General features: G+C 50.9%; 16 protein-coding genes and 2 pseudogenes. 4 read left to right on the plus strand and 14 right to left on the minus strand.

What is annotated here, in order from left to right:
• Nucleotides 1-17 precede the first annotated feature (17 nt).
• Nucleotides 18-353 (minus strand): annotated as a pseudogene (locus FW767_RS06320) (family 43 glycosylhydrolase); the annotation flags it as partial.
• Here FW767_RS06320 and FW767_RS06325 point away from each other — a divergent pair.
• A pseudogene (locus FW767_RS06325) lies at nucleotides 346-678 on the plus strand (family 43 glycosylhydrolase); the annotation flags it as partial. The pseudogenes FW767_RS06320 and FW767_RS06325 overlap by 8 nt on opposite strands.
• A gap of 979 nt (nucleotides 679-1,657) precedes the next feature.
• The gene (locus FW767_RS06330) at nucleotides 1,658-1,915 is read left to right on the plus strand and encodes a hypothetical protein (RefSeq protein WP_121698476.1); all 258 of its coding nucleotides are present in this window, start codon (nucleotides 1,658-1,660) and stop codon (nucleotides 1,913-1,915) included.
• A gap of 53 nt (nucleotides 1,916-1,968) precedes the next feature.
• Here the strand turns inward: FW767_RS06330 and FW767_RS06335 are convergent, their stop codons facing one another.
• From FW767_RS06335 to FW767_RS06360, 6 genes are all read right to left on the minus strand, one after another.
• On the minus strand, nucleotides 1,969-3,459 hold the full coding sequence (locus FW767_RS06335; protein ID WP_205523840.1) for a DUF3943 domain-containing protein: 1,491 nt from the start codon (nucleotides 3,457-3,459) through the stop codon (nucleotides 1,969-1,971).
• 66 nt (nucleotides 3,460-3,525) lie between these two features.
• Complete coding sequence (locus FW767_RS06340; RefSeq protein ID WP_121698474.1) at nucleotides 3,526-4,623, minus strand: radical SAM/SPASM domain-containing protein; 1,098 nt, start codon at nucleotides 4,621-4,623, stop codon at nucleotides 3,526-3,528.
• Between the two features lie 25 nt (nucleotides 4,624-4,648).
• Entirely contained in the window at nucleotides 4,649-4,867 is a 219-nt protein-coding gene (locus FW767_RS06345; protein ID WP_121698473.1) for a hypothetical protein, read from the minus strand.
• A 3-nt stretch (nucleotides 4,868-4,870) separates the two neighbouring features.
• Complete coding sequence (locus tag FW767_RS06350; RefSeq protein ID WP_121698472.1) at nucleotides 4,871-5,050, minus strand: hypothetical protein; 180 nt, start codon at nucleotides 5,048-5,050, stop codon at nucleotides 4,871-4,873.
• Between the two features lie 58 nt (nucleotides 5,051-5,108).
• Entirely contained in the window at nucleotides 5,109-6,038 is a 930-nt protein-coding gene (locus FW767_RS06355; RefSeq protein ID WP_121698471.1) for a hypothetical protein, read from the minus strand.
• Nucleotides 6,039-6,045: 7 nt separating this feature from the next.
• Entirely contained in the window at nucleotides 6,046-6,528 is a 483-nt protein-coding gene (locus FW767_RS06360; RefSeq protein ID WP_147438712.1) for a hypothetical protein, read from the minus strand.
• Between the two features lie 522 nt (nucleotides 6,529-7,050).
• Here FW767_RS06360 and aspT point away from each other — a divergent pair.
• Complete coding sequence (gene aspT / locus FW767_RS06365) at nucleotides 7,051-8,751, plus strand: aspartate-alanine antiporter (RefSeq protein WP_121698515.1); 1,701 nt, start codon at nucleotides 7,051-7,053, stop codon at nucleotides 8,749-8,751.
• A gap of 39 nt (nucleotides 8,752-8,790) precedes the next feature.
• On the opposite strand, the gene FW767_RS06370 is transcribed toward aspT, so the two are convergent.
• Nucleotides 8,791-11,289, minus strand: a complete 2,499-nt coding sequence (locus FW767_RS06370; protein ID WP_121698514.1) for a glycoside hydrolase family 2 TIM barrel-domain containing protein — start codon at nucleotides 11,287-11,289, stop codon at nucleotides 8,791-8,793.
• Between the two features lie 283 nt (nucleotides 11,290-11,572).
• Here FW767_RS06370 and asnA point away from each other — a divergent pair, with 283 nt between their 5' ends.
• Nucleotides 11,573-12,607, plus strand: coding sequence for an aspartate--ammonia ligase (asnA, locus tag FW767_RS06375; RefSeq protein WP_121698469.1), 1,035 nt, complete (start codon nucleotides 11,573-11,575; stop codon nucleotides 12,605-12,607).
• Between the two features lie 848 nt (nucleotides 12,608-13,455).
• Here asnA and FW767_RS06380 read toward each other — a convergent pair.
• The 6 genes from FW767_RS06380 to FW767_RS06405 form a co-directional block, all read right to left on the minus strand.
• On the minus strand, nucleotides 13,456-13,824 hold the full coding sequence (locus tag FW767_RS06380; protein ID WP_148464331.1) for a hypothetical protein: 369 nt from the start codon (nucleotides 13,822-13,824) through the stop codon (nucleotides 13,456-13,458).
• Nucleotides 13,821-15,200, minus strand: a complete 1,380-nt coding sequence (locus FW767_RS06385; RefSeq protein ID WP_121698466.1) for a portal protein — start codon at nucleotides 15,198-15,200, stop codon at nucleotides 13,821-13,823. Before FW767_RS06385 ends, FW767_RS06380 begins: the two co-directional genes overlap by 4 nt.
• A gap of 48 nt (nucleotides 15,201-15,248) precedes the next feature.
• Nucleotides 15,249-15,773 (minus strand): hypothetical protein, encoded by a 525-nt coding sequence (locus FW767_RS06390; RefSeq protein ID WP_121698465.1) that lies wholly within the window; start codon nucleotides 15,771-15,773, stop codon nucleotides 15,249-15,251.
• A gap of 2 nt (nucleotides 15,774-15,775) precedes the next feature.
• Nucleotides 15,776-17,074 (minus strand): SU10 major capsid protein, encoded by a 1,299-nt coding sequence (locus tag FW767_RS06395; protein WP_121698464.1) that lies wholly within the window; start codon nucleotides 17,072-17,074, stop codon nucleotides 15,776-15,778.
• 34 nt (nucleotides 17,075-17,108) lie between these two features.
• Nucleotides 17,109-17,456, minus strand: coding sequence for a hypothetical protein (locus FW767_RS06400; RefSeq protein ID WP_121698463.1), 348 nt, complete (start codon nucleotides 17,454-17,456; stop codon nucleotides 17,109-17,111).
• A 241-nt stretch (nucleotides 17,457-17,697) separates the two neighbouring features.
• Nucleotides 17,698-19,251 carry a RagB/SusD family nutrient uptake outer membrane protein gene (locus tag FW767_RS06405; RefSeq protein ID WP_121698462.1) on the minus strand — a complete coding sequence of 518 codons (1,554 nt, stop codon included), beginning with the start codon at nucleotides 19,249-19,251 and terminating at the stop codon, nucleotides 17,698-17,700.
• Nucleotides 19,252-19,265: the final 14 nt, after the last annotated feature.

Here is a 19,265-nt window from a genome sequence, read left to right on the forward strand (position 1 = left end):
AGAATACTATGACTTATCTACTTTCTCTGTTCAACGACCTTTATTGTACCGTCAGGGTTATGATACAACTTATCGACGCAGATGGAGCGCAACCAGTCGTGGCCCGAAAGCTTGCTGTTGTGGTAGAAAGCAAACCACTGGCCCTTGAAGTTGACGATCGAGCCGTGATTGGTATAGCTGTCGGTTGGTTCCATGTAGATACCCATGTAGGTCCAAGGGCCGAGCGGAGAGTCACTGACAGCGTAACGCATGCGGTTGTCACCGGCCACTCCGTCATTCCATCCGTCATCATGGTTATCGGAATAAGAAAGATAATAGCGTCCGTTGTACTTGTGTATCCAAGTAGCTTCATGGGTGCACAAATACAACGGCAAGTACTACCTGTCATATGCCGACAACCATGTAGAGGATGGCCGTGGAGCCAACCGTCTGTGCTATGCCATGAGCGACTCGCCGCTCGGTCCTTGGGAATACAAAGGCGTGTATCTCGAACCTACAGGCTGCGACACCAGCCACGGCTCTATCGTGAAATACAACGGCGAGTGGTATGCATTCTACCACAATCAGGATCTGTCGGGACAGGGCAATCTGCGCTCCATCTGCGTCGACAAGCTGGAATACAACCCCGACGGCACTATAAAAGTAGTTCAGCAGACAAAAGGAAACAGCGATAAATAATCGACCTGTAAAGTGTATCATGGGAAACGGTGTCGGCCGAGAGGTCCGACGCCGTTTTTTATTTAACGTGAGGTCTACATAAGCTATAAATACCGTTCTCATACCTCTAAGGAGGTCATGGATATGCTGATTGGCCAAAAGGGATATCGGATAGATGGCATTGCCAATCTGCCTTACTTTGAGTGAGATAAATATAAACAGCACCAATGCAAAGAGCGCAAGCGTTAGAGCCTCTATGCTATCCTTGTATATACTTTTGAACCTTGTCATCCAGTCGTTGTCCCGCTCTATTGTCCAGTCATATTCGATTCAAGTCCACGTCCGACATGCAGAATTTTCTCACTTTGAGTTGCTGATTCAGAAATAATTACTATCTTTGTGGAGCAGACCGCATAAAAGCCCCGGTCAAGGGTATGAGGGCGGCGAGCAGACATTTTGAAAAGCGTTTATCCACGCTGATTCTTGACGAATCGAAATTCTCGCAAAGTTTCATATTACAGTCAAGGATTGAGCAACGGTAGATGTCGTGCGGATATGTATATCAGCAACAGCCGAAACTCTGTGAGGGAGTTTGGGCTGTAGTTACTTTACATATATAAGCGTAGGGCTTCTTCGTTGCCGTCCAACTGTAATAGGGCAATGCGAGAAGCCTCGATTCGTAGGATGGCAACAGATACAGATTCCTACGCTTTAATTATATGAACCAATCACCGCCAACGAGAGGATGACCGCGGCACAGCACACCCAATGAAAACACGATTCAAAATGAATATGGACTACGATGACGACCTCAACGCAGCGCGCCGCTTCCTAAACTCCATACAGACACGTCCACACATCAACGACATACTTCCCGGAGTATGGGTATCGGAGGATATATGCGAACAAAAATCCATATTTAACGGCGTTAAGAACGAGGACAGACTCATAGAGGGCCTTGCAATATTACGTATCAGAGACTTCAACAAAATTCTTGCGTATGACGAATCGGGTGGCGGAAAACATCTATCAGGCCGACAATATCACCGACATGGCCCTGTCGCCCATCGGAGTCATAATTGGCACAACGGAAGGCATCTACTGGCTTACCGGCCCGGACAAGGGAGCAAAGATCATAAAGGAGCCGGTGGAAGGAGTGTGGTGGGATAACTCCGATGCACTCTATTACCTTACTGACACCGGCGACCTTCTGGTAGTGACCGGCATGCAGGCGGCCTTCAACCAACGAACACCGTAAAGTAGTCAACTCCCGAAGTCCTCGCGGAAGATGCATCCGGATTTCCGAAAGTATCACAGCTTGTAGGTGAGCATCAGACGGGCGGCTATTGAGGAGGATGTAACATGCGGATAGTCGCGGTAGTGGGTAGAGCGGAGGTAGTGGGAGAAAGAAAAAGTCATATAGAGTTTGCGCCAAAGCTTCATGTCGGCGCGCAGTTCGGTGACGTTGAAAGAAGCGGCGCTGTGGTCGCCCTGCACGTCGAGAGTACGCGGATCGCTGTCGGCAAGGTCGGTATTCTTATGATAGCCCTTCCATGTAAAGAGGCGGTAGTACTCATGAGTAATACCTACGGAGAAACGGCTCTTGTCAAACACCATGTTGGCACCTCCTTTTATTGAGAAGCCGCTCGCAAGATTGTAATTGCGGCAGTCAACAGCATAATAATCTGACAGTACAGAGCCGAGTATGACCGCATTGGCATGGGCGAAGGCGTCAAACACCCACCGGTGGCGCTCTATGTCGCGGAACATGACGCCGCAGCCGAGGCTTGCCGGGATACCGAGTTTGTAGGGCACTTTGGCCGAGCGCGCCGATATAGTATCGGAATCATAAAAATCGAAGTGCTGATACAGGCCCACGCTAAGGCGGTATTTACGGTTCTCAAGCAGTTCACGCGCCATAAGGCGACCCTTTATCTCCAGCTGGCTTAAAAACGGCTGCCCCTTCATGACATTAAGACACCCGCGGAAAGTAAAATAGTCATATGGCACCGAGCTCTTTATCTCGAAGCGGTCGCCATACTCTATATTGATTTCGGCCGTGGCGCCGGCACTGATGTCATGTATCTCGTGACGATACTGAAGCAGACGTGTACCGAGCGAAAACTCCACGGCAAGCTTCGGTATGCCGAACACCCGTCCCGAGGTAGGACGCACACGCCACGCGTCGCCTGTAAGTATACGCGTAAGGCCCCTCATCGGCGATATAATGAACGCAGCGGCCTCACGGCCGAAGCGCTCCGAACCCTGCGCGCGGTCATCAAGTACAAGATCGGAAGCGCGGTAGCATACCTCACCTATGCCCATACCGCCTATAGGAGTGGCTATAATGTCATTGGTCGACGGATACTCGCATTCCATAAACAGCTCCCACATGGCGCTCCCGGCGATGGCAAAGAGCCCCGAGCGCCAGTAGTTGTAGCCATTAGAGCGTGCCGCATTATAGTAAAGGCTCCCGTTGTAAGGGTGCAGAAACATGTTGGTGCCGAGCTTGTCGTTGTCCCATTTGAAGCCCTTCTTGAAATTTTCTTTTATCGAGTGGAGCGATATGTAAGCGAAATCGCCGTGCTGTATGTAGCGGTCAAAGGCCCACAGCCCGATATTGAAGCCAAACGTCTCGCCGGCGGCACGCCAGAAGTGAGTGCGTCCGTAGTAAGCTACATCGGCCGAGTCGGGCGCCACCTCCGGCACCACCGACAACTTTATTGGCATCTGCCCCCATACCGCCACAGACGACACAATACACAAAATGCTAAAGGCCACACGGCCCAACCATCCTCTCATAATCCACACAAACTATGCAATGTCATAAAAACACTTGCAGGCGCTGATGTGTTCTTATTGCGGAATTTATGCCATGCCTGCTTCTTGCAAACGACTTTCTATATGGCGGAAAATCTTCTTATACGCCGTACATAAAAAAGTCTTGGACTTGAAATCTCCACTCCTTAAAAATCCGTCATGTAAACATCCGCCATGACATAAATCATAGTACCAGCATTCGTAGCATCCACTTTTCTTAATAAATTCAGACCGCCTATATATCAGGGATTTTTTGCGTCTTTGAAGAATAACGGCTAAAGACTCTTCATTTATATTTCCATAAGAATAACGTGTATCGGTCTCGCAGAATCTGCCACATGGAAATATATCGCCTCTTGGTGATATTGCCACAATGTCATCCTGACAATTTTGAGAGAACATGCATCCTGCACTTTTTTTCTTCGTAGATACAAAGTAGCTTGCAATGTCAGTAAATGTTGATTCTTTCAAATGATTATCTCGGTCAAAGAACCACAGGTCAAACAAATGGTTGGACATATCAGCATACTCTATCGGTGTAACTGAAATCGCGTCCGCCCTTGTCGCCTCACCCGACAAAAACAACGGATTAAACTTAAAATTCAAACGGTGCATACACAGAAACTCGTATATCTCAGCAATTCGGCCTTTAATCAATCGACTTCCTACCACTATCGCTCCAATATTTAACCCTCTCTCGCGGCACAATCTCATTTTTGGCATTAACAGGTCAAATGTACCGTCTCCATTCATATCCAATCGAAGATTATCATTTATATCTCTGACACCGTCTATTGAAAAACCGACCCTGACATCGTATGACTTAAAAAGCTCTATATAGTTATCATTAATTAAGGAAAGATTGGTCTGGATGCCATGTCTTACAAGTAAAGGCGCATCAAGTCCGGCGGTATATTCAAAGACGTGTCTGAATTTATCGTTTCCCCACAACAAGGGTTCTCCGCCATGCCAAATGAGAGTCAATTTCTTGCGATGGTTAAGACAACAATAATCAATTGCCTGCTTTACTATTGATTTGGCAACCTCAACATCCATCATAAAATCATCAGCCTTTATATCGTTGGCAAGATAACAATATAGACAGCGAAAATTACAATTGAATGTCGGTTTTATTATAATGGTCATAGTTCGTTGAAATTATCCTGACAGGTTACTTTATTATATACACCGACGCCCTCACTTTTCTCCTGACCATTGAACCAGCCTTTTTATCTCTTATTTCTCTTTCCTCTTCACATATTTTCAAACTGATATCGTCACTTACCGCTACGCGAGGACAATAAGTATGGTAACGGATATACCATGTGGCAACAGACACCAAAATACCCGATATTATCCCCGAAATAATTCCTAAAAGCAGTTCAGCCATCGGTTATTCCGCGTCATAGTAATCGCCGTGACAATCATTATAGTCGTCATAGCTTTCATTATATTCACTCCAGTTATCAAGAAATTGAGAGTCTGAAGCATCTTTCCGTTTAGCCATCTCAATTATCAGTTTTTGTGCCGGGGTCATTTCACTCTTCAATATTGAGACTCTATCTTTGTTCATAATATCATTTTTTTAGTATTATAAATGGCGGATATATTACACACTTATACATTATAATTTAAGATTCCGGTAATGGGAATACTGGGCGAAATGCATAGATATCTGTTTTAGAAAACATGAATGTCCCCCCACCAAAAAAATAAAATACAGTCCCTTTTTCATAACTTCCTTCACATGTCCAACTATAGCCGACGCCTTCTCCAGCAAATGCATTCAGTGCAGCATTAAGGGGATCAAAATATTTACAAATTAATTTACACTGCCATAAACGCGGTGCGTTATTATTACACGCATAATACCAGTCACCAGATACAGCATCACGCATCGACACAAGGAAGCCTTCTCCGTCTTCTATAATGCATACACCTTTTTTAGTATAGTCCAATTTATTGTCATCAGGTACTTTACTCCATTGCTCAACGGTCAGATAATTAACCTTCCCTTTTTTATCGACCACGCAAAGCGAAAGATGCTTTGGCCGGTCAGTGTCAACCGATGGTGTGTAAACTCCTTTCAACAGGCCATCGGCAACTTTCAGAGATAATTCAACCAACTGCGACATCGATTCTGCCGGGCCGTTTATGTCAAAAGCCCGTTCGACAAGACCGCTCTCGACATCGATCATACGTGTTGCGATAAAATACTCCGAAAATAGTTCACTTACATCGGCCACCACAACATATCTCACTCCGAATTTCTGACCCAGACGTGCAATCTGGCTGTCACGCACCTCTCCGGAAGTCTGGTAATCGTTTTCAGCCGACAATGCAGCAAGAAAGTCAGCGGTACGCTCTACCGCAGCATATTCTCCACTCGCAGTTATCGCACTTACAAGTTTTGCCCCGATAACTTTTTTATACGCATCATCAATACTTGCTCCGGTCATGTAGACCGCTACTTTCTTTTTAACTTGCTCCTGTGCATAAACCGACAGGCATCCTCCGACACCCAGAATCAAAAGCAACACAATACTAAATAACCTTTTCATATTGTAACTACTTTGATTTCTTGTTTAGTAAACGATACGCAACATTATTAGCCATTGCAGACAATACATCATGAGCATCGTACTCACGTTTCAGGCTAACCGATTTAAGGATTTTAGCGGATTCAAGTTCAATAAGACGTGCCGACATCATACACTGCCTGTCAGCAGATATGATGACATTCACCACTATCACATAGTCAACTCCGAGACGTGCACCCACCTCACGAATCTCCTTTTCGGGCACCTCGCCGGCAAGTTGATAATCTTGTTCTTTATCAAGAGTCTTGATAAAAGCTCCGTTGCGCTCAAAGGCGGTATACTCTTTATTTCCGGACATGCGCGCAAGCACCGCATCACTTACTATAGACTTATCATCGCCAATAATATCACCAACAACATAAACAGCCACTTTCTTACTTTCGGCAAATAATTGGGATGGAAAAGCCATGCATGTAAAAAACACTAAGACTAAAAATGCTAATCTTTTCATTTTAATATAAACACCGCAGGGCTCACAACATTGGCATATGATTGGTTTATACATAAAAGCGTGAGAGCCGTACTGTTGCCCGTTCCACGTTCTGAGGCCTTCGCATTGCCCACCGTAGTTGAACGAGCAAACATGCAGAAGCCTCACGCAGAATATGACACTACACCAACTGTCAACACTCACGCGCTCACAATTGGAAAAATTACATATCCACAAGGCATCTACCGTTTGCTGCATCCTTGACTACGGTTGAAATTTGCGAAGTTTCAGAACATCAAGAAAGAGCGTCAAGTAAACGCTTTTAACTATGTCTGCCGACCCGCCCGCATTTCCCTTGCAACCATAGGTTTAGAAAATCCGCACCGATGGCTTTCAGTCTTCTGCGTAATGAGGTCTGCGACTGCAAAGTTATAATTTATTTTCAATTAAACAATAGCACAGAATTTTTTAAATACGTACAACATCGAATCGACAAAACACTTGCAGGCGCTGATGTGTTCTTACTTCGAGTATCGGAAGATGATGGACACATTTATCGACATACTGAGGCAATATCCGGCGATAGCCCTGTTTCTTACAGTAGGAACGGGCTTTCTTATAGGGAAGATCAGGTACCGCTCCTTCTCCATAGGGAGTGTGACGGCGGTATTGCTTACGGGAGTGCTTGTAGGACAGCTTAGGATATCTATGTCAGGGCCTATGAAGACGGTGTTTTTCATGATGTTTCTGTTTTCGATAGGCTACAGCGTGGGACCGCAGTTTTTCAGGTCATTACGGGGAGCCGGCCTTAAGCAGGTATTATTTGCCGTAATCATGAGTTCGAGCTGCTTCGGAGTGACACTGCTGATAGCGCTATTGCTGTCGTATAGCCCGGGCGAGACAGTGGGGCTCTTCTCCGGCTCACAGACCTGTTCGGCCCTCATGGGAGTAGGCGGTGACGCCATAAGCCGGCTGCCACTGGCCGATGCGATAAAAGACCGCGAGCTGTCCATAATACCGGTGTGCTACGCAGTAACCTACATCTACGGCACACTCGGCACTGTCATAATACTCGCCAACTTCGGCCCCAAGCTGCTCGGAGGTCTTGAGAAAATAAGACGGCAGACGAAAGAGCTCGAGGCCAAACTTGACGAAAACTCATGGGAGAGCGACCCGGCATGCGTCAATGCTCTGCGTGTGGCGGCATACCGCGCCTATAGAGTCGAAAACGAGTTTTTCAAAGACGGAAAAACCGTAAAAGAAACCGAGGCCGAGCTAAAGTCACAGGGTCTGCCGCTCTACGTAGACCGCATAAAATCGGGCAAGCGGATATATGCCGCCAATGCCGACCGCATAATACACAAAGGCGACACAGCAGTGCTATGCGGCCGACGCGAATACATAGTGCAGGACCACGGGCTGATAGGACCGGAGGTATCGGACGAGAAACTGCTGTCATATCCGCTTGAAAAGATACCGGTACTTGTGACAAAACGCAGCGTCACAGGCAAAACCGCATCGGCATTAAGCGGACAACGATACATGCACGGCATAATAATCAACTCCATCACACGTCACGGGAGCAACGTCGAGATATCGGACGACACGACAATCGAGAAGGGCGACGTGCTACTGCTGACCGGACACCACAGCCGGTTGAAATCGGCAGCAGTGCATATAGGTCACATGGACCGCCCGACGACAAGCAGCGACCTGATGTTTGTCGGGCTTGCCATCTTCATCGGCGGAGTCATAGGAGCCGTCACCATAATGTTCGGCGACATACCGGTCAGCTTCGGTACAAGCGGAGGGGCACTTATAGCGGGGCTCGTGTTTGGCTGGCTGCGGTCAAAACGACCGACATTCGGTCATATACCCGACTCGGCGCTATGGATCATGAACAACCTCGGGCTTAACGTTTTTGTAGCGGTCATCGGCATCGAAGCCGCCCCGTCGTTCATATCCGGGATAAAAGAGGTAGGGCCAATGCTGCTTGTAGTCGGAGCCATAGGCACTTCACTACCGCTGTTGTTCGGGCTATGGCTCGGCCACAAGATATTCAAGTTTCATCCGGCCATCACTCTCGGCTGCTGCGCCGGGACACGCACCTGCACAGCGGCGCTCGGAGCCGTACAGGAAACCCTTGGCAGCTCGCTTCCGGCAATGGGCTACACGATAACTTACGCCGTAAGCAACATACTGCTGGTCATATGGGGTATGATAGCAGTACTGATTGTATCGTAGACCCTGCTTATAGGGCAATGGGCACCGGCCATACCAATATCAGAGCGCACGGAGCCGGAGCGTAGCGGGCTTAAGACCGGGAGAGGCAGCCTTGACGGTTATGGAGCCGGGGGTGCCGTCATTGCGTACTATCAACAATGCCTTTCCTGCCAGAGCCTTGCGTCGGTCAGACTTGAAACGCTCAAGCGATATGGGACTGCCGTTGTCGACGCCCTCATTGCGTCCGGCTCCGGTCACTTCAAAGGTCACTTCGTTATCGGCCCCGGGGCATATGTTGCCGTCCTTGTCGAGGATCTCCACGGTCACGAAGCTGAGGTCGCTTCCGTCGGCCTTTATACAATCGCGGTCAGGCACAAGGCGTATCCGAGCCGGCGCACCGGCTGTATTTATGGTCTGTTCGGCCACCACTTTGCCGTTCTTGCGGCTTACGGCCTTCACCGTACCCGGCTCGAAAGGCACACGCCACATGACATGGAAATCGTCGGGCCCCTTGCTCCGCACCCCCTGCGACCTGCCATTGACAAACAGTTCCACCTCATCGGCATTGTTGTAGTATGCCCACATGTCGACATCCTGTCCCGGCTTCCAATTCCAGTGCGGGAAGAGGTGCAACACGGTCTTGTCAGGGCGCCATTCGCTCTGATACATATAATAGACATCTTTCGGGAACCCGGCAAGATCGACGATACCGAAATAGGAGCTGCGCGCCGGCCAACCATAAGGTGTGGGCTCACCGATATAGTCAAAGCCTGTCCATATGAACTGCCCCATCACATAATCGCGGTCGCGTACCTGACGCAACGAGTTTTCATGCGTCGTGCCCCACGGCACATGATGATTATCATAAGAAGAGCAGGCAAATGACGGATCGCTCCAAGGTATATCCCATCGCAACGGAGATATCGTCATGGAGTCACTCGGCATTTTATAGTGTCCTCGGGTCATAAGAGCGGATACGGTCTCGGTGCCAAGAAAAGGCTTGCCGGGGAAGTTTTCAGGCACACCGTCGTACCATGCGTCATGGTAGTTGAAGCCTATTATGTCAAGAGCGCCGGACTTAAACAGGTGATTGCCCGGATCAGGCTCATTGTTTCCGGTGGTTATAGGACGAGTAGGGTCAAGACGGCGCACAATATCGGCCAGACGGCGTGTAAGCAGCGAATTGACCGACATCGAGTCAGACTCCTGCGCCAGCTGCTCCTTGCCGTGTCCGAAATTAAGAATAAGATTGGCCTCTTCAAGGCTCAAGGTATCGGCAGCGGCATCGCTCCACTGCTCAAGCACCTCGTTGCCGATGCTCCACATTATTATCGATGGATGATTGCGGTCACGCACTACAAGGTCGGTAAGATCGCGCTCATACCACTCGTCAAAAAAGCGTGCATAGTCACGCTCGGTCTTGCGCCGGCGCCACATGTCAAAAGCCTCATCCATCACGAGTATGCCCATGCTGTCGCACAAAGCAAGCACTTCGGGAGCCGGCGGATTATGTGAGGCGCGATAAGCGTTCACACCCATATCTTTAAGAATTTCGAGCTGCCTCTGAACAGCGCGTGTATTGACAGCCGCGCCAAGCGCGCCAAGATCGTGGTGCATGCACACACCGTTGATCTTAATATTTTCTCCGTTCAGGAAAAATCCTTTTTCAGCATCAAACGCTATCGAGCGCAGACCGGTCACGGTTTCGTAGCTGTCCACCACCTTTCCGTCCTCGACAACGTCGGTCACCACCTTGTAAAGGGCCGGATCGGTCAATGTCCATAACCGCGGGGAGTCGATGCGAAGCTGCTGGGTCAGCACCTCCGAAGAGCCGGCGGCAACAGAGAGAGGTGCCGACGAAGAAGCCACAACCGCACCGGTGCCGTCAAGAACCCGGGTATCGAGCCGGAGCGACACCGCACCGGCCGACGTATTGTCGACAGTAGTGCTGACCGAAAGGTCAGACGACTCAGATGTGACATTGCGTGGCACCACATAACTGCCCCACTGCGCCACATGCACCGGCGACAGCTCACGCAGCCACACATTGCGGTATATGCCGCAGCCGGAATACCAGCGTGAATTGGGCTGGTCGGAGTTGTCCACCCTGACAGCAATAACATTTTCACCGTCTCTTTTTAAATAAGGTGTAAGGTCGTAGCTGAACGATGCATAGCCGTAGGGACGTGTGCCCAGCTCATGGCCGTTTATGTATACCGTGGTGTTCATGTATGCGCCGTCGAAATCGACGTATACGCGCGAGTCTTTGTCAGCCCCGGGAAGGGTGAATGTCTTGCGGTACCACCCTACTCCACCCGGAAGCGCTCCACCGCCTGTTCCCGAGGGGTTGTCCTCACTGAAATCGCCCTCGACAGCCCAGTCGTGCGGCAGATCAAGACGACGCCATGAAGCATCATCAAAACCGGGTGATGACATGGCCGGGGAGTCGCCAAGCATAAACCGCCATCCGTCGTTGAAACTCACAGCCCGACTGTCGGCCGCACTGAGCGACAGTGACACCACGGCGGCAAAAACCGCCATAAGCAAGAATTTTTTCATATCTGTGTTTACTCTCAATTTTTAGTTGGTTATCAATAGGTATTTTAGGTTATACAAATTTAGCAAGTATTTTTTTAAGAGGCTGTATATAGGGCTGTAGCAATGTTGTCAATGTGGGTACCATATGTTAATCAGCTGATAAATCAGCGCAGCCCGCATCAGGAAACGGCCATACCAAATGCTTCGTATTTTCGGCATTAAGCGTCATTTTGACGCAAAAACATTGCATAACTGAAATATTAGATTTACATTTGCACAATTAAACAACACAATGACACAAGAAATGAGTCTTATCATCCCAGCCAAATACAAGCAGAAACTGCTCCCGGAGACAACGGAGATAGCAATCAAGACCATCAAGGAAGGCTTTCAGACCGAACTCGCATCGGCGCTCAATCTGCGACGCGTCACAGCCCCGCTTTTCGTGCTTTCGGGCACCGGTCTTAACGATGACCTCAACGGAGTAGAGCATGCCGTAAGCTTTACCATAAGCGACATGAACGATGCCAAAGCGGAAGTGGTGCACTCACTGGCCAAGTGGAAGCGTGCCAAACTCGGCGCCTACGATATAGCGCCGGGCTTCGGACTGTATACCGACATGAACGCCATACGCACATTTGAAGAGCTCGACAACCTCCACTCGCTCTACGTGGACCAATGGGACTGGGAAAAGACCATCACCGAGGCCGACCGCAATCTCGACTACCTTAAGACGACAGCCGAGAAGATATACAATGTGGTCCGCGAGATCGAGAAGCGCATATACCGTCAGTTTCCCCACATAACTCCCGTGCTACCCGAGAAACTCACGTTTATCCACAGTGAAGAACTGCTGCAGCGTTATCCCGACCTTACCTCACGTGAGCGCGAGGCCAAAGCCGCCAAAGAATACGGAGCCATATTTCTAATCGGTATCGGCGCACCGTTAAGCAACGGCGAGCCGCACGACGGACGCGCTCCAGACTACGACGACTGGATCACACCCAACTCCGACGGATACACGGGGCTTAACGGCGACCTGATATTCTGGGACCCTGTGCTTGAGACCTCGTTTGAGCTATCATCCATGGGCATACGCGTAAGCCCGGAGTCGTTGCAGAAGCAGCTCGAACAGCGCGGTTGCACCGAACGCAGCAAGCTTAAATTTCATAAAGCGCTGCTCGAAAACCGGTTGCCGCTGTCGATAGGCGGCGGCATAGGACAGAGCCGTCTGTGTATGTTCATACTGCAAAAAGCCCACATAGGCGAGGTTCAGGCCTCGATATGGCCGGAGGAACAGGTAGAGGCATGCAGGGCCGCCGGCATCAACCTGTTGTAATCATAACAATGACCATTAAGACCATAGCTTGTTGAATATCAGTTTAGAGTCAGGGATTTAAGGATGTCAGGATGCAGCAGTAACACATCCGCCGCCTTAAACCCCGAACTTTAAACTTTTTTTATGTATCAGGGGGAGCAGGGAATCACAGTTGCAGGGCACGGTTCAAGTGTTAGGCAACCGCGTTTTTTAATTGATTCCGCTTTACTGATTAAAGCTGATGCACAGAAGGGCCAGAGGCGCCGGTTAACAATTGGGTTTTAAGACCGTACGGGTCGTAGCCGGACGCCGTACTACTGGTGTCCCTACCACCGTCATAGTCGTTAACCACCGCGTTTTGCGTTGCCCCCACCATCGCATCCGTTTGCCACCGCGTTTTTACAATGGCCCGCGAAATCCGGCTGAAGAGCTGAATGGTAGGGGCGCCAGTAGTACGGCGCCCGAGCATCCGGATGGCCTGCGGCAGAGCAATTGCAGATGACCGTACGGGTCGTAGCCGGACGCCGTGGTACCGGCGTCCCTACCACCGTCATAGTCGTTAACCACCGCGTTTTGCGTTGTCACACCGTCGCATCCGTTTGCCACCGCGTTTTTACAATGGCCCGCGAAATCCGGCTGAAGAGCTGAATGGTAGGGGCGCCAGTAGTACGGCGCCCGAGTATCCGGATGGCCTGCGGCCGAGCAATTGCAGATGACCTTGCGGGTCGAAGCCGGACGCCGTGGTACTGGCGTCCCTACCAACATTGGATGTTTAACAACCGGGGGTTAAATTGATTCTGCTTTACCGATTAAAGCTGATGCACAGACGGGTAGAGGCGCCGGCTAACATTTGGGTGCATTAATCCGAGTCAGGCGCAGGGGCCTCGGCGCTTGCGCCACAGAATGACAATGAGGGGCAACAGCAACAGACCGGCCAAAGGAAAGAGATAACGCGATATGCGCCGGGCAATACCCTCCTTGCGCTCACGGACCATGACTATTGTGTCGCCACGCTCCATATAAAGAGTATCGCGCGACACAATATCACGAAGTATGACACGTGTACGTTTTTCGCGTACCGTATCGCCCGTAAAATCCACACTTACACTGTCAAGCACATAAAAGAGAAGTTCCCGGTCACTCGCACGGTATACGGAGTCGCGGCTTGCAGAGCTGACAGGCCTATATACGGTACGGGCACATGACAGTGCGAATACCGTCACAATCAATATCATCACACGCTGCATAACAATCGGTCGCGCCGGGCTATAAACGAGTCAAACGTATCAAATATGTCGCTCATGACGGCTCTGGCACTTTCGCGGCGACTCTCGTAAAGCGATGCCGAAGCCATGCCTCCCGGAGCGTCACCACGCAGTGCATCGTTCACACCGCTTGCCCGCTCCATCATGAGCATGACACGGTCGACTATACGGTCTATGCCGAGATCGCCGCAGTTGCTCATAACCTGCCGTGGACCCGGCAGCCCGGCGATGGCCTCATAAAGTATCACCCCGTCGGGCGAAGCCCACTGGTCGGCCGCCTCCTTTGCCGACATGCCCTTGGCAAGCTGGTTTTCAGGAAACAGCAGAGCACCCTTAGCCGCAGTCGACAGCACACGGTCATTAAGCGACAGAAGACGGTTCACCATGCGCTGGCGCTCGATAAGTTCCTCGACAAATGAGTGTATCTCTCCGTCGATAAACGGATAAAAGCAGAATACAAACGGATGTCGCGATGCCTTGCGGCTACCGAGCAGATGGCCGTCGGGAGAAAAAAAGCGGCATACCCACTCACCCGTCATCTCCCACTTCGACTTCACGAGCAGACGCTTCATTTTCTTCCGTGCGATATTACCGCGATCTATACGTGACTTGGCTCCGGAGGGCATGTAATAGAAGCGGCCCATATCAGGATCATGGCAGCGCATGCGGTCTTTCAACTCGAAAGTCCACACTTCGATAACCCGACACAACCCCATATCGGCACGCCCAAACTCAAGATTGTCATTGCATGAGGCGCCAAGCAATCCCGACGGGCGCGAAAACGCATTCATGGCGGGATTCTCATATATGTCACGGAGCCTTGACGCCCTTGCACGATCGCCTTGGGCAAATCGCATCAGCAGCCGCTGAAGCGACATGTCATGCAGATATCCGACCAACTCTATATCCTCTCCATGAGGGTCGCTGAAAGGACCTGCGAAAAACCGCGCCGGATTGAGCATATCGGCCCACGGCCCCATGTCGCCGCCTCGATTTTCACGTTTTACATAATGGACGGCACAACCCGACACAAGAAACTCCTCAAACGTACGCGCATCGGCAGCTATATACGGCGCCATGCTGTCATATCTGTCGGCCGCCGCCGACTTACGTCCAGTACGATAATAACCTACGGCCATTTTAACAAGCTGACGTATGACATTATCGGTCACAGGCACATAATTACTGTCTTCCATACACTTACGCTCTGACAGCCACGCGCCGTCACAATCCTTGACCATGTCGCTCCACTGGTCGCCAAAAGTATAGCGTTTGCATCGCAGACGCCGCAACCTGAAAGCAGAAGCATTGTTCCATGCCTGCAAAGCCGCTTCGATATAGTTATTCATCTTCGTTTAATTATATATAATTGACAATACATGATATACAGCGCGCGATCATGCGCTGATGAAACCCGGTATGGTGCTTAATGCCGCAGCGTCAAGGCTGAATGTCACGCCGTCATCGACCACCGCCTGCAGCAGGACCCGACGACAATCGGGCCTGACAACAAAAATGTCGATGCATCTCCCCTTCAGCACCGCCACAGGCTTAGACGCCGCAGCCCGGGTATAAGGCGACCGCTGAAGCAGGGCCTTACGCGAATGACAATCAGTGACAAGCTCCGCACAACAACCGCCTGCGGAGACAGCCGCCACCCTTACCAAATTGTCGGGCAATGCCACGTGCCCCACTCCGTCGCCATCGACCTCTACAGGCAGTTCAATAGCCACAGGCGCCAGCATGTCAAAGGGAGCCTCGTGAATCAGGCCGCGATACCAGTCAAGCATGCGCGCCCTAAGCAGAGCCTCGAGGTCCACGCCGTCGTCGCGGGTTATGTCACAACCGGAATTGACCGGTTCGGGAAAAGCGCGCAATTGCCACTCGTGCAGCAATTGCGCTTCCGTAAGATGCAACTTCATCGTCACTCACCGAATGGATTGTCATCACCGCTGTCACCGGGGCCTTCGGGCACAACTTCACCACCGTTGTCGCCGTCAGGCACGGCCATGATGCGCATATGGGCATTAGGATAGCGCAGCACCAAACACGAGGCCTCGGTAAGCACCACTGCCTCCGTATTGCGCTGACCGCTCCTGCACAGGTCGATAGGCATGGCTTTGAACGGTATATGCACATACTTCTGCAGATACTCCGGGTCTATGACCATGCCGTCGTCGGCATGTCCGCACATGTCGAACACCTCGCTCAGCACGACATACAGGCGTCCGAAGTTGGTATGCATCTCCTTAAAGTCGATACCCCAACGGGTCACCGTCTCCACGGCACCCAGACTCTTTACGGTATTGAGCCGGCTAAGTTCCTCGATAAATCCGGAACCGGCCACGAGTATCTTGCGGGCAGAGCCTGCGTTACCGGTAAATGCCTTGCGGGTGAGAGCCACAAGTTTCAGCGCATCGAGTTTGCCCTTGGTATAAGTAAAGTCGTTGGAGGTCTGATTCCAGATGCCTGCTGTCATGAACACCTCGCCATAATCGAGGCCCTTGTCAAAACGATGTCTGACTCCGAACAGGAAATTCTTCTCCATGCCCATGCGCATGTCCATCAGCGCCACCTCCTCCTGATCGGAAAGAGTCCAGCCGACCTCCTTGGCCGACATACGCTGCATCATCGACTGCTCGACCTGCGCCTTGAAAATCTGGCAATAATTGGTCAGCTTCACCGGAATAGCCTGAGCATTGGCAGTCTGCACGTCGAGTTCAGCGGCCGCACGACCCATTCTCACAAGTCTGGAGACGAGAACAAGCTGCGGGAAAAGAATGCCCGAAGGCACACCTATGGCACGTACTTTCATGGCGTTATCCTTGCTTTCCAGCACATACATCATAACACTCACCTTGTGTCCGTTGACCATCGCATCAGGAGCGAGTACAGTGTCGGACACACAGAATACATTGCTCTCGTTAAGCATCAGAAGGGCCGTGTCGGTCGACGCACTCTGCTCCACCGCGGCGGCAAGCGTGTTGACTTCAGGAGGAGTGTCGACGGAGTAATACTCGAGTTTCATGCTTTTGCACTTGCGGGCCGGGGCAAGGCGCGATATCTGGTCGACGGGAGTGGCCATAGGCCTTATCTTGACAATGCGGCTGTCAATGTCGCCAATCAACAGGTCGGGCGACACTTCTTCGGTGACAGGAGTTGTCAACGGGGTTTCGAGTACATGGGGTGAGCCTGCGGCTCCGGTTACGATTCTTGCTTCCATAGCTAAAAAGATATTGATTGATTAAAAAAAACGGTTAGTCCCACACGCTTTTGCGTGACCGGGAAAGAAATGCAGACTGAGGCTGAGGTGCGGCGTCAAGAAGAGCGTCGGGCGACTCATACATAGCCGGCTCCTCCATTCTGGCATTGGCCGCTTCGTTTAGACCGCGCATATAACCGCGCCGCTCGGCCTCGCCGATAGCGGAGTCAGCATCGTCAGACCGCGGAAAATGACGGCCGACGGCTTCATCGGCGGATACACCGGAAAGTATGTCCACGACAAAATGGGCGGCTCTCGGGTCCTTACCGATAAGACGCCGGAGTTCAACAGGCATGCTGACATCGGGCGCATCGCCTACAGGAGTTGGTTGTGTGTTGTCCATAATAACTGTTGTTTTAACTGGTGATGACGCAAAGTTACAACCGCAGAACGCATGATTTATGCACAATCGGGCATTAACATATTCTTAAGGCCACAACAGACGGGGCATAAGCATATTAGGCCGCGTTTTAGTGTATGTTAAAGAAAAAAACAAGAGGCGCCTGATTCACATCAGGCGCCTCCTTAGGTCAATTTTTGTAGTATGAATTTATGTTGTTACTTGAGAGTAACCTAAGTAGTGCTTACTTATTATTATCGCCCGCGGGTATGTCGGGATTATTTTCCATCTCCACATTAGGAATCTGGTAAATCATGCGATAATCACGTGCCGAGTAAGTAACGGCATCCATAGAGGCCAGAGTGGGATCATAGTTCACACTCTTGGCGCGGTCAATGGTCTCGTTGCGGCGTTTGGCATCGAAGTAACGGCAGCCCTCGCCCCATGTGTCGATACGCTTCTGCCAGCATATCTCCTCATACAGAGCATCGCCTGTAAGAGAGCAGGTATAACCGGGTTGACGGGTCGACATAATCTCCTCGAGTTTATCCTTGGCCTTGTCGGGCTGATTGTCAAGATAATAAGCCTCGGCTGCCACATAGTACATCTCGGCTGCGGTAAGATAGATCACGTCAGAGGTGAAAGGCTCAGCCGTGCCACCCGAGGTGACATACACGTCGCGGTACTTGTCGGGCAGATATACCGTAAAGTCGCGGCCGCCTACATTCTGGAGCAGAGAGAAGTCAATGCCGCTGACTTCGTTATAGTCGGCCACATAACCGAACCAGCCCTTGCGCACATCGCCGTCGGCTATACGGTCGACAAGCTCCGATGCACCGAGTACGGTGAATCCTCCTCCCGAATATCCGTCGCTGTAGCAGTCGATAACCGACATCCAAGAGCCGTAGAAGCAGGTCGTCTCGACGTTCACGCGATAGCCCCAGAGAGCTTCGGGCATGTCAAGGGAGTTATATCCGCCAAGCATATCGGCGGCAGTATTGAACGAGCATCCGGCAGTGGCTTTTTCGGCATAGGCGGCAGCGTCACCGTAATTGCCGGTAAACATGAGTATGTTGGCATAGATGGCCGCGGCCGAATACTCCGACAAGCTGCCCTTGCCCGAATGGAAGCCCTTACCTTCAAGGAGCTTGTAGCCGTTGTCGATATCGGATAGAATCTGAGTATAGACCTCACCGACCGGCACACGCTCGGGACGATACTCGCTGTCGGTCTTCAACGGTATGCCCGGCTGGTCGGCACCCACGCTGAGAGGCTGCTGATATATGTTGATAAGCCAATAGTAGCAGAATGCACGCAGAGCGTAAGCTTCACCGAGCATGGCTTCGGACTTGGCCGAGGAGAGCGACTCGCCCTCGGCGGGCTTGAGCATGGTTATGATGGTGTTGGCGTTGTCGATGACGTTATAAAGCTGACGCCAAGTAGCCACGGTACGACGGTAATTGCTCTGACGGAAGTCGAGCTGATAGTCGAAGTAACCTATGTTAAGGCCGTAATAATTGGCGAGGTCCTCACACATAAGTTCGGTGGCGAAGCGCAGACTCGCATAGCCCATATTGTCCTGCGAAGTGGCATAGTCGCCGCCGCAATACAGATTGAAGTATGCGCCCGTGACATAAGCCTGTACCTTCGAAGGGTCCTTCTGCATGGCTCCCGACACGGCATCCTCGTCAAGATACTCGGTGGGCGATGTATTCAGATAACTGTCGGAACAGGAAGCTGTCAGGAGCACCGCACCGGCAGCAAGTCCTTTTAACAGTATGTTATTGTATAGTTTCATATCGGTTATGATGA

Source organism: Heminiphilus faecis, from assembly GCF_008728965.1.
Classification (GTDB): domain Bacteria; phylum Bacteroidota; class Bacteroidia; order Bacteroidales; family Muribaculaceae; genus Muribaculum; species Muribaculum faecis.

What these genes read in the sequence shown, in the direction of transcription:
- FW767_RS06340 (WP_121698474.1), bottom strand. Translation starts at nt 4,623, where the DNA reads ATGACCATTATAATAAAACCGACATTCAATTGTAATTTTCGCTGTCTA.
- FW767_RS06355 (WP_121698471.1), bottom strand. Translation starts at nt 6,038, where the DNA reads ATGAAAAGGTTATTTAGTATTGTGTTGCTTTTGATTCTGGGTGTCGGA.
- FW767_RS06350 (WP_121698472.1), bottom strand. Translation starts at nt 5,050, where the DNA reads ATGAACAAAGATAGAGTCTCAATATTGAAGAGTGAAATGACCCCGGCA.
- FW767_RS06400 (WP_121698463.1), bottom strand. Translation starts at nt 17,456, where the DNA reads ATGGACAACACACAACCAACTCCTGTAGGCGATGCGCCCGATGTCAGC.
- FW767_RS06405 (WP_121698462.1), bottom strand. Translation starts at nt 19,251, where the DNA reads ATGAAACTATACAATAACATACTGTTAAAAGGACTTGCTGCCGGTGCG.
- FW767_RS06390 (WP_121698465.1), bottom strand. Translation starts at nt 15,773, where the DNA reads ATGAAGTTGCATCTTACGGAAGCGCAATTGCTGCACGAGTGGCAATTG.
- FW767_RS06335 (WP_205523840.1), bottom strand. Translation starts at nt 3,459, where the DNA reads ATGAGAGGATGGTTGGGCCGTGTGGCCTTTAGCATTTTGTGTATTGTG.
- FW767_RS06330 (WP_121698476.1), top strand. Translation starts at nt 1,658, where the DNA reads ATGACGAATCGGGTGGCGGAAAACATCTATCAGGCCGACAATATCACC.
- FW767_RS06360 (WP_147438712.1), bottom strand. Translation starts at nt 6,528, where the DNA reads ATGAAAAGATTAGCATTTTTAGTCTTAGTGTTTTTTACATGCATGGCT.
- FW767_RS06385 (WP_121698466.1), bottom strand. Translation starts at nt 15,200, where the DNA reads ATGAATAACTATATCGAAGCGGCTTTGCAGGCATGGAACAATGCTTCT.
- asnA (WP_121698469.1), top strand. Translation starts at nt 11,573, where the DNA reads ATGAGTCTTATCATCCCAGCCAAATACAAGCAGAAACTGCTCCCGGAG.
- aspT (WP_121698515.1), top strand. Translation starts at nt 7,051, where the DNA reads ATGGACACATTTATCGACATACTGAGGCAATATCCGGCGATAGCCCTG.
- FW767_RS06345 (WP_121698473.1), bottom strand. Translation starts at nt 4,867, where the DNA reads ATGGCTGAACTGCTTTTAGGAATTATTTCGGGGATAATATCGGGTATT.
- FW767_RS06395 (WP_121698464.1), bottom strand. Translation starts at nt 17,074, where the DNA reads ATGGAAGCAAGAATCGTAACCGGAGCCGCAGGCTCACCCCATGTACTC.
- FW767_RS06370 (WP_121698514.1), bottom strand. Translation starts at nt 11,289, where the DNA reads ATGAAAAAATTCTTGCTTATGGCGGTTTTTGCCGCCGTGGTGTCACTG.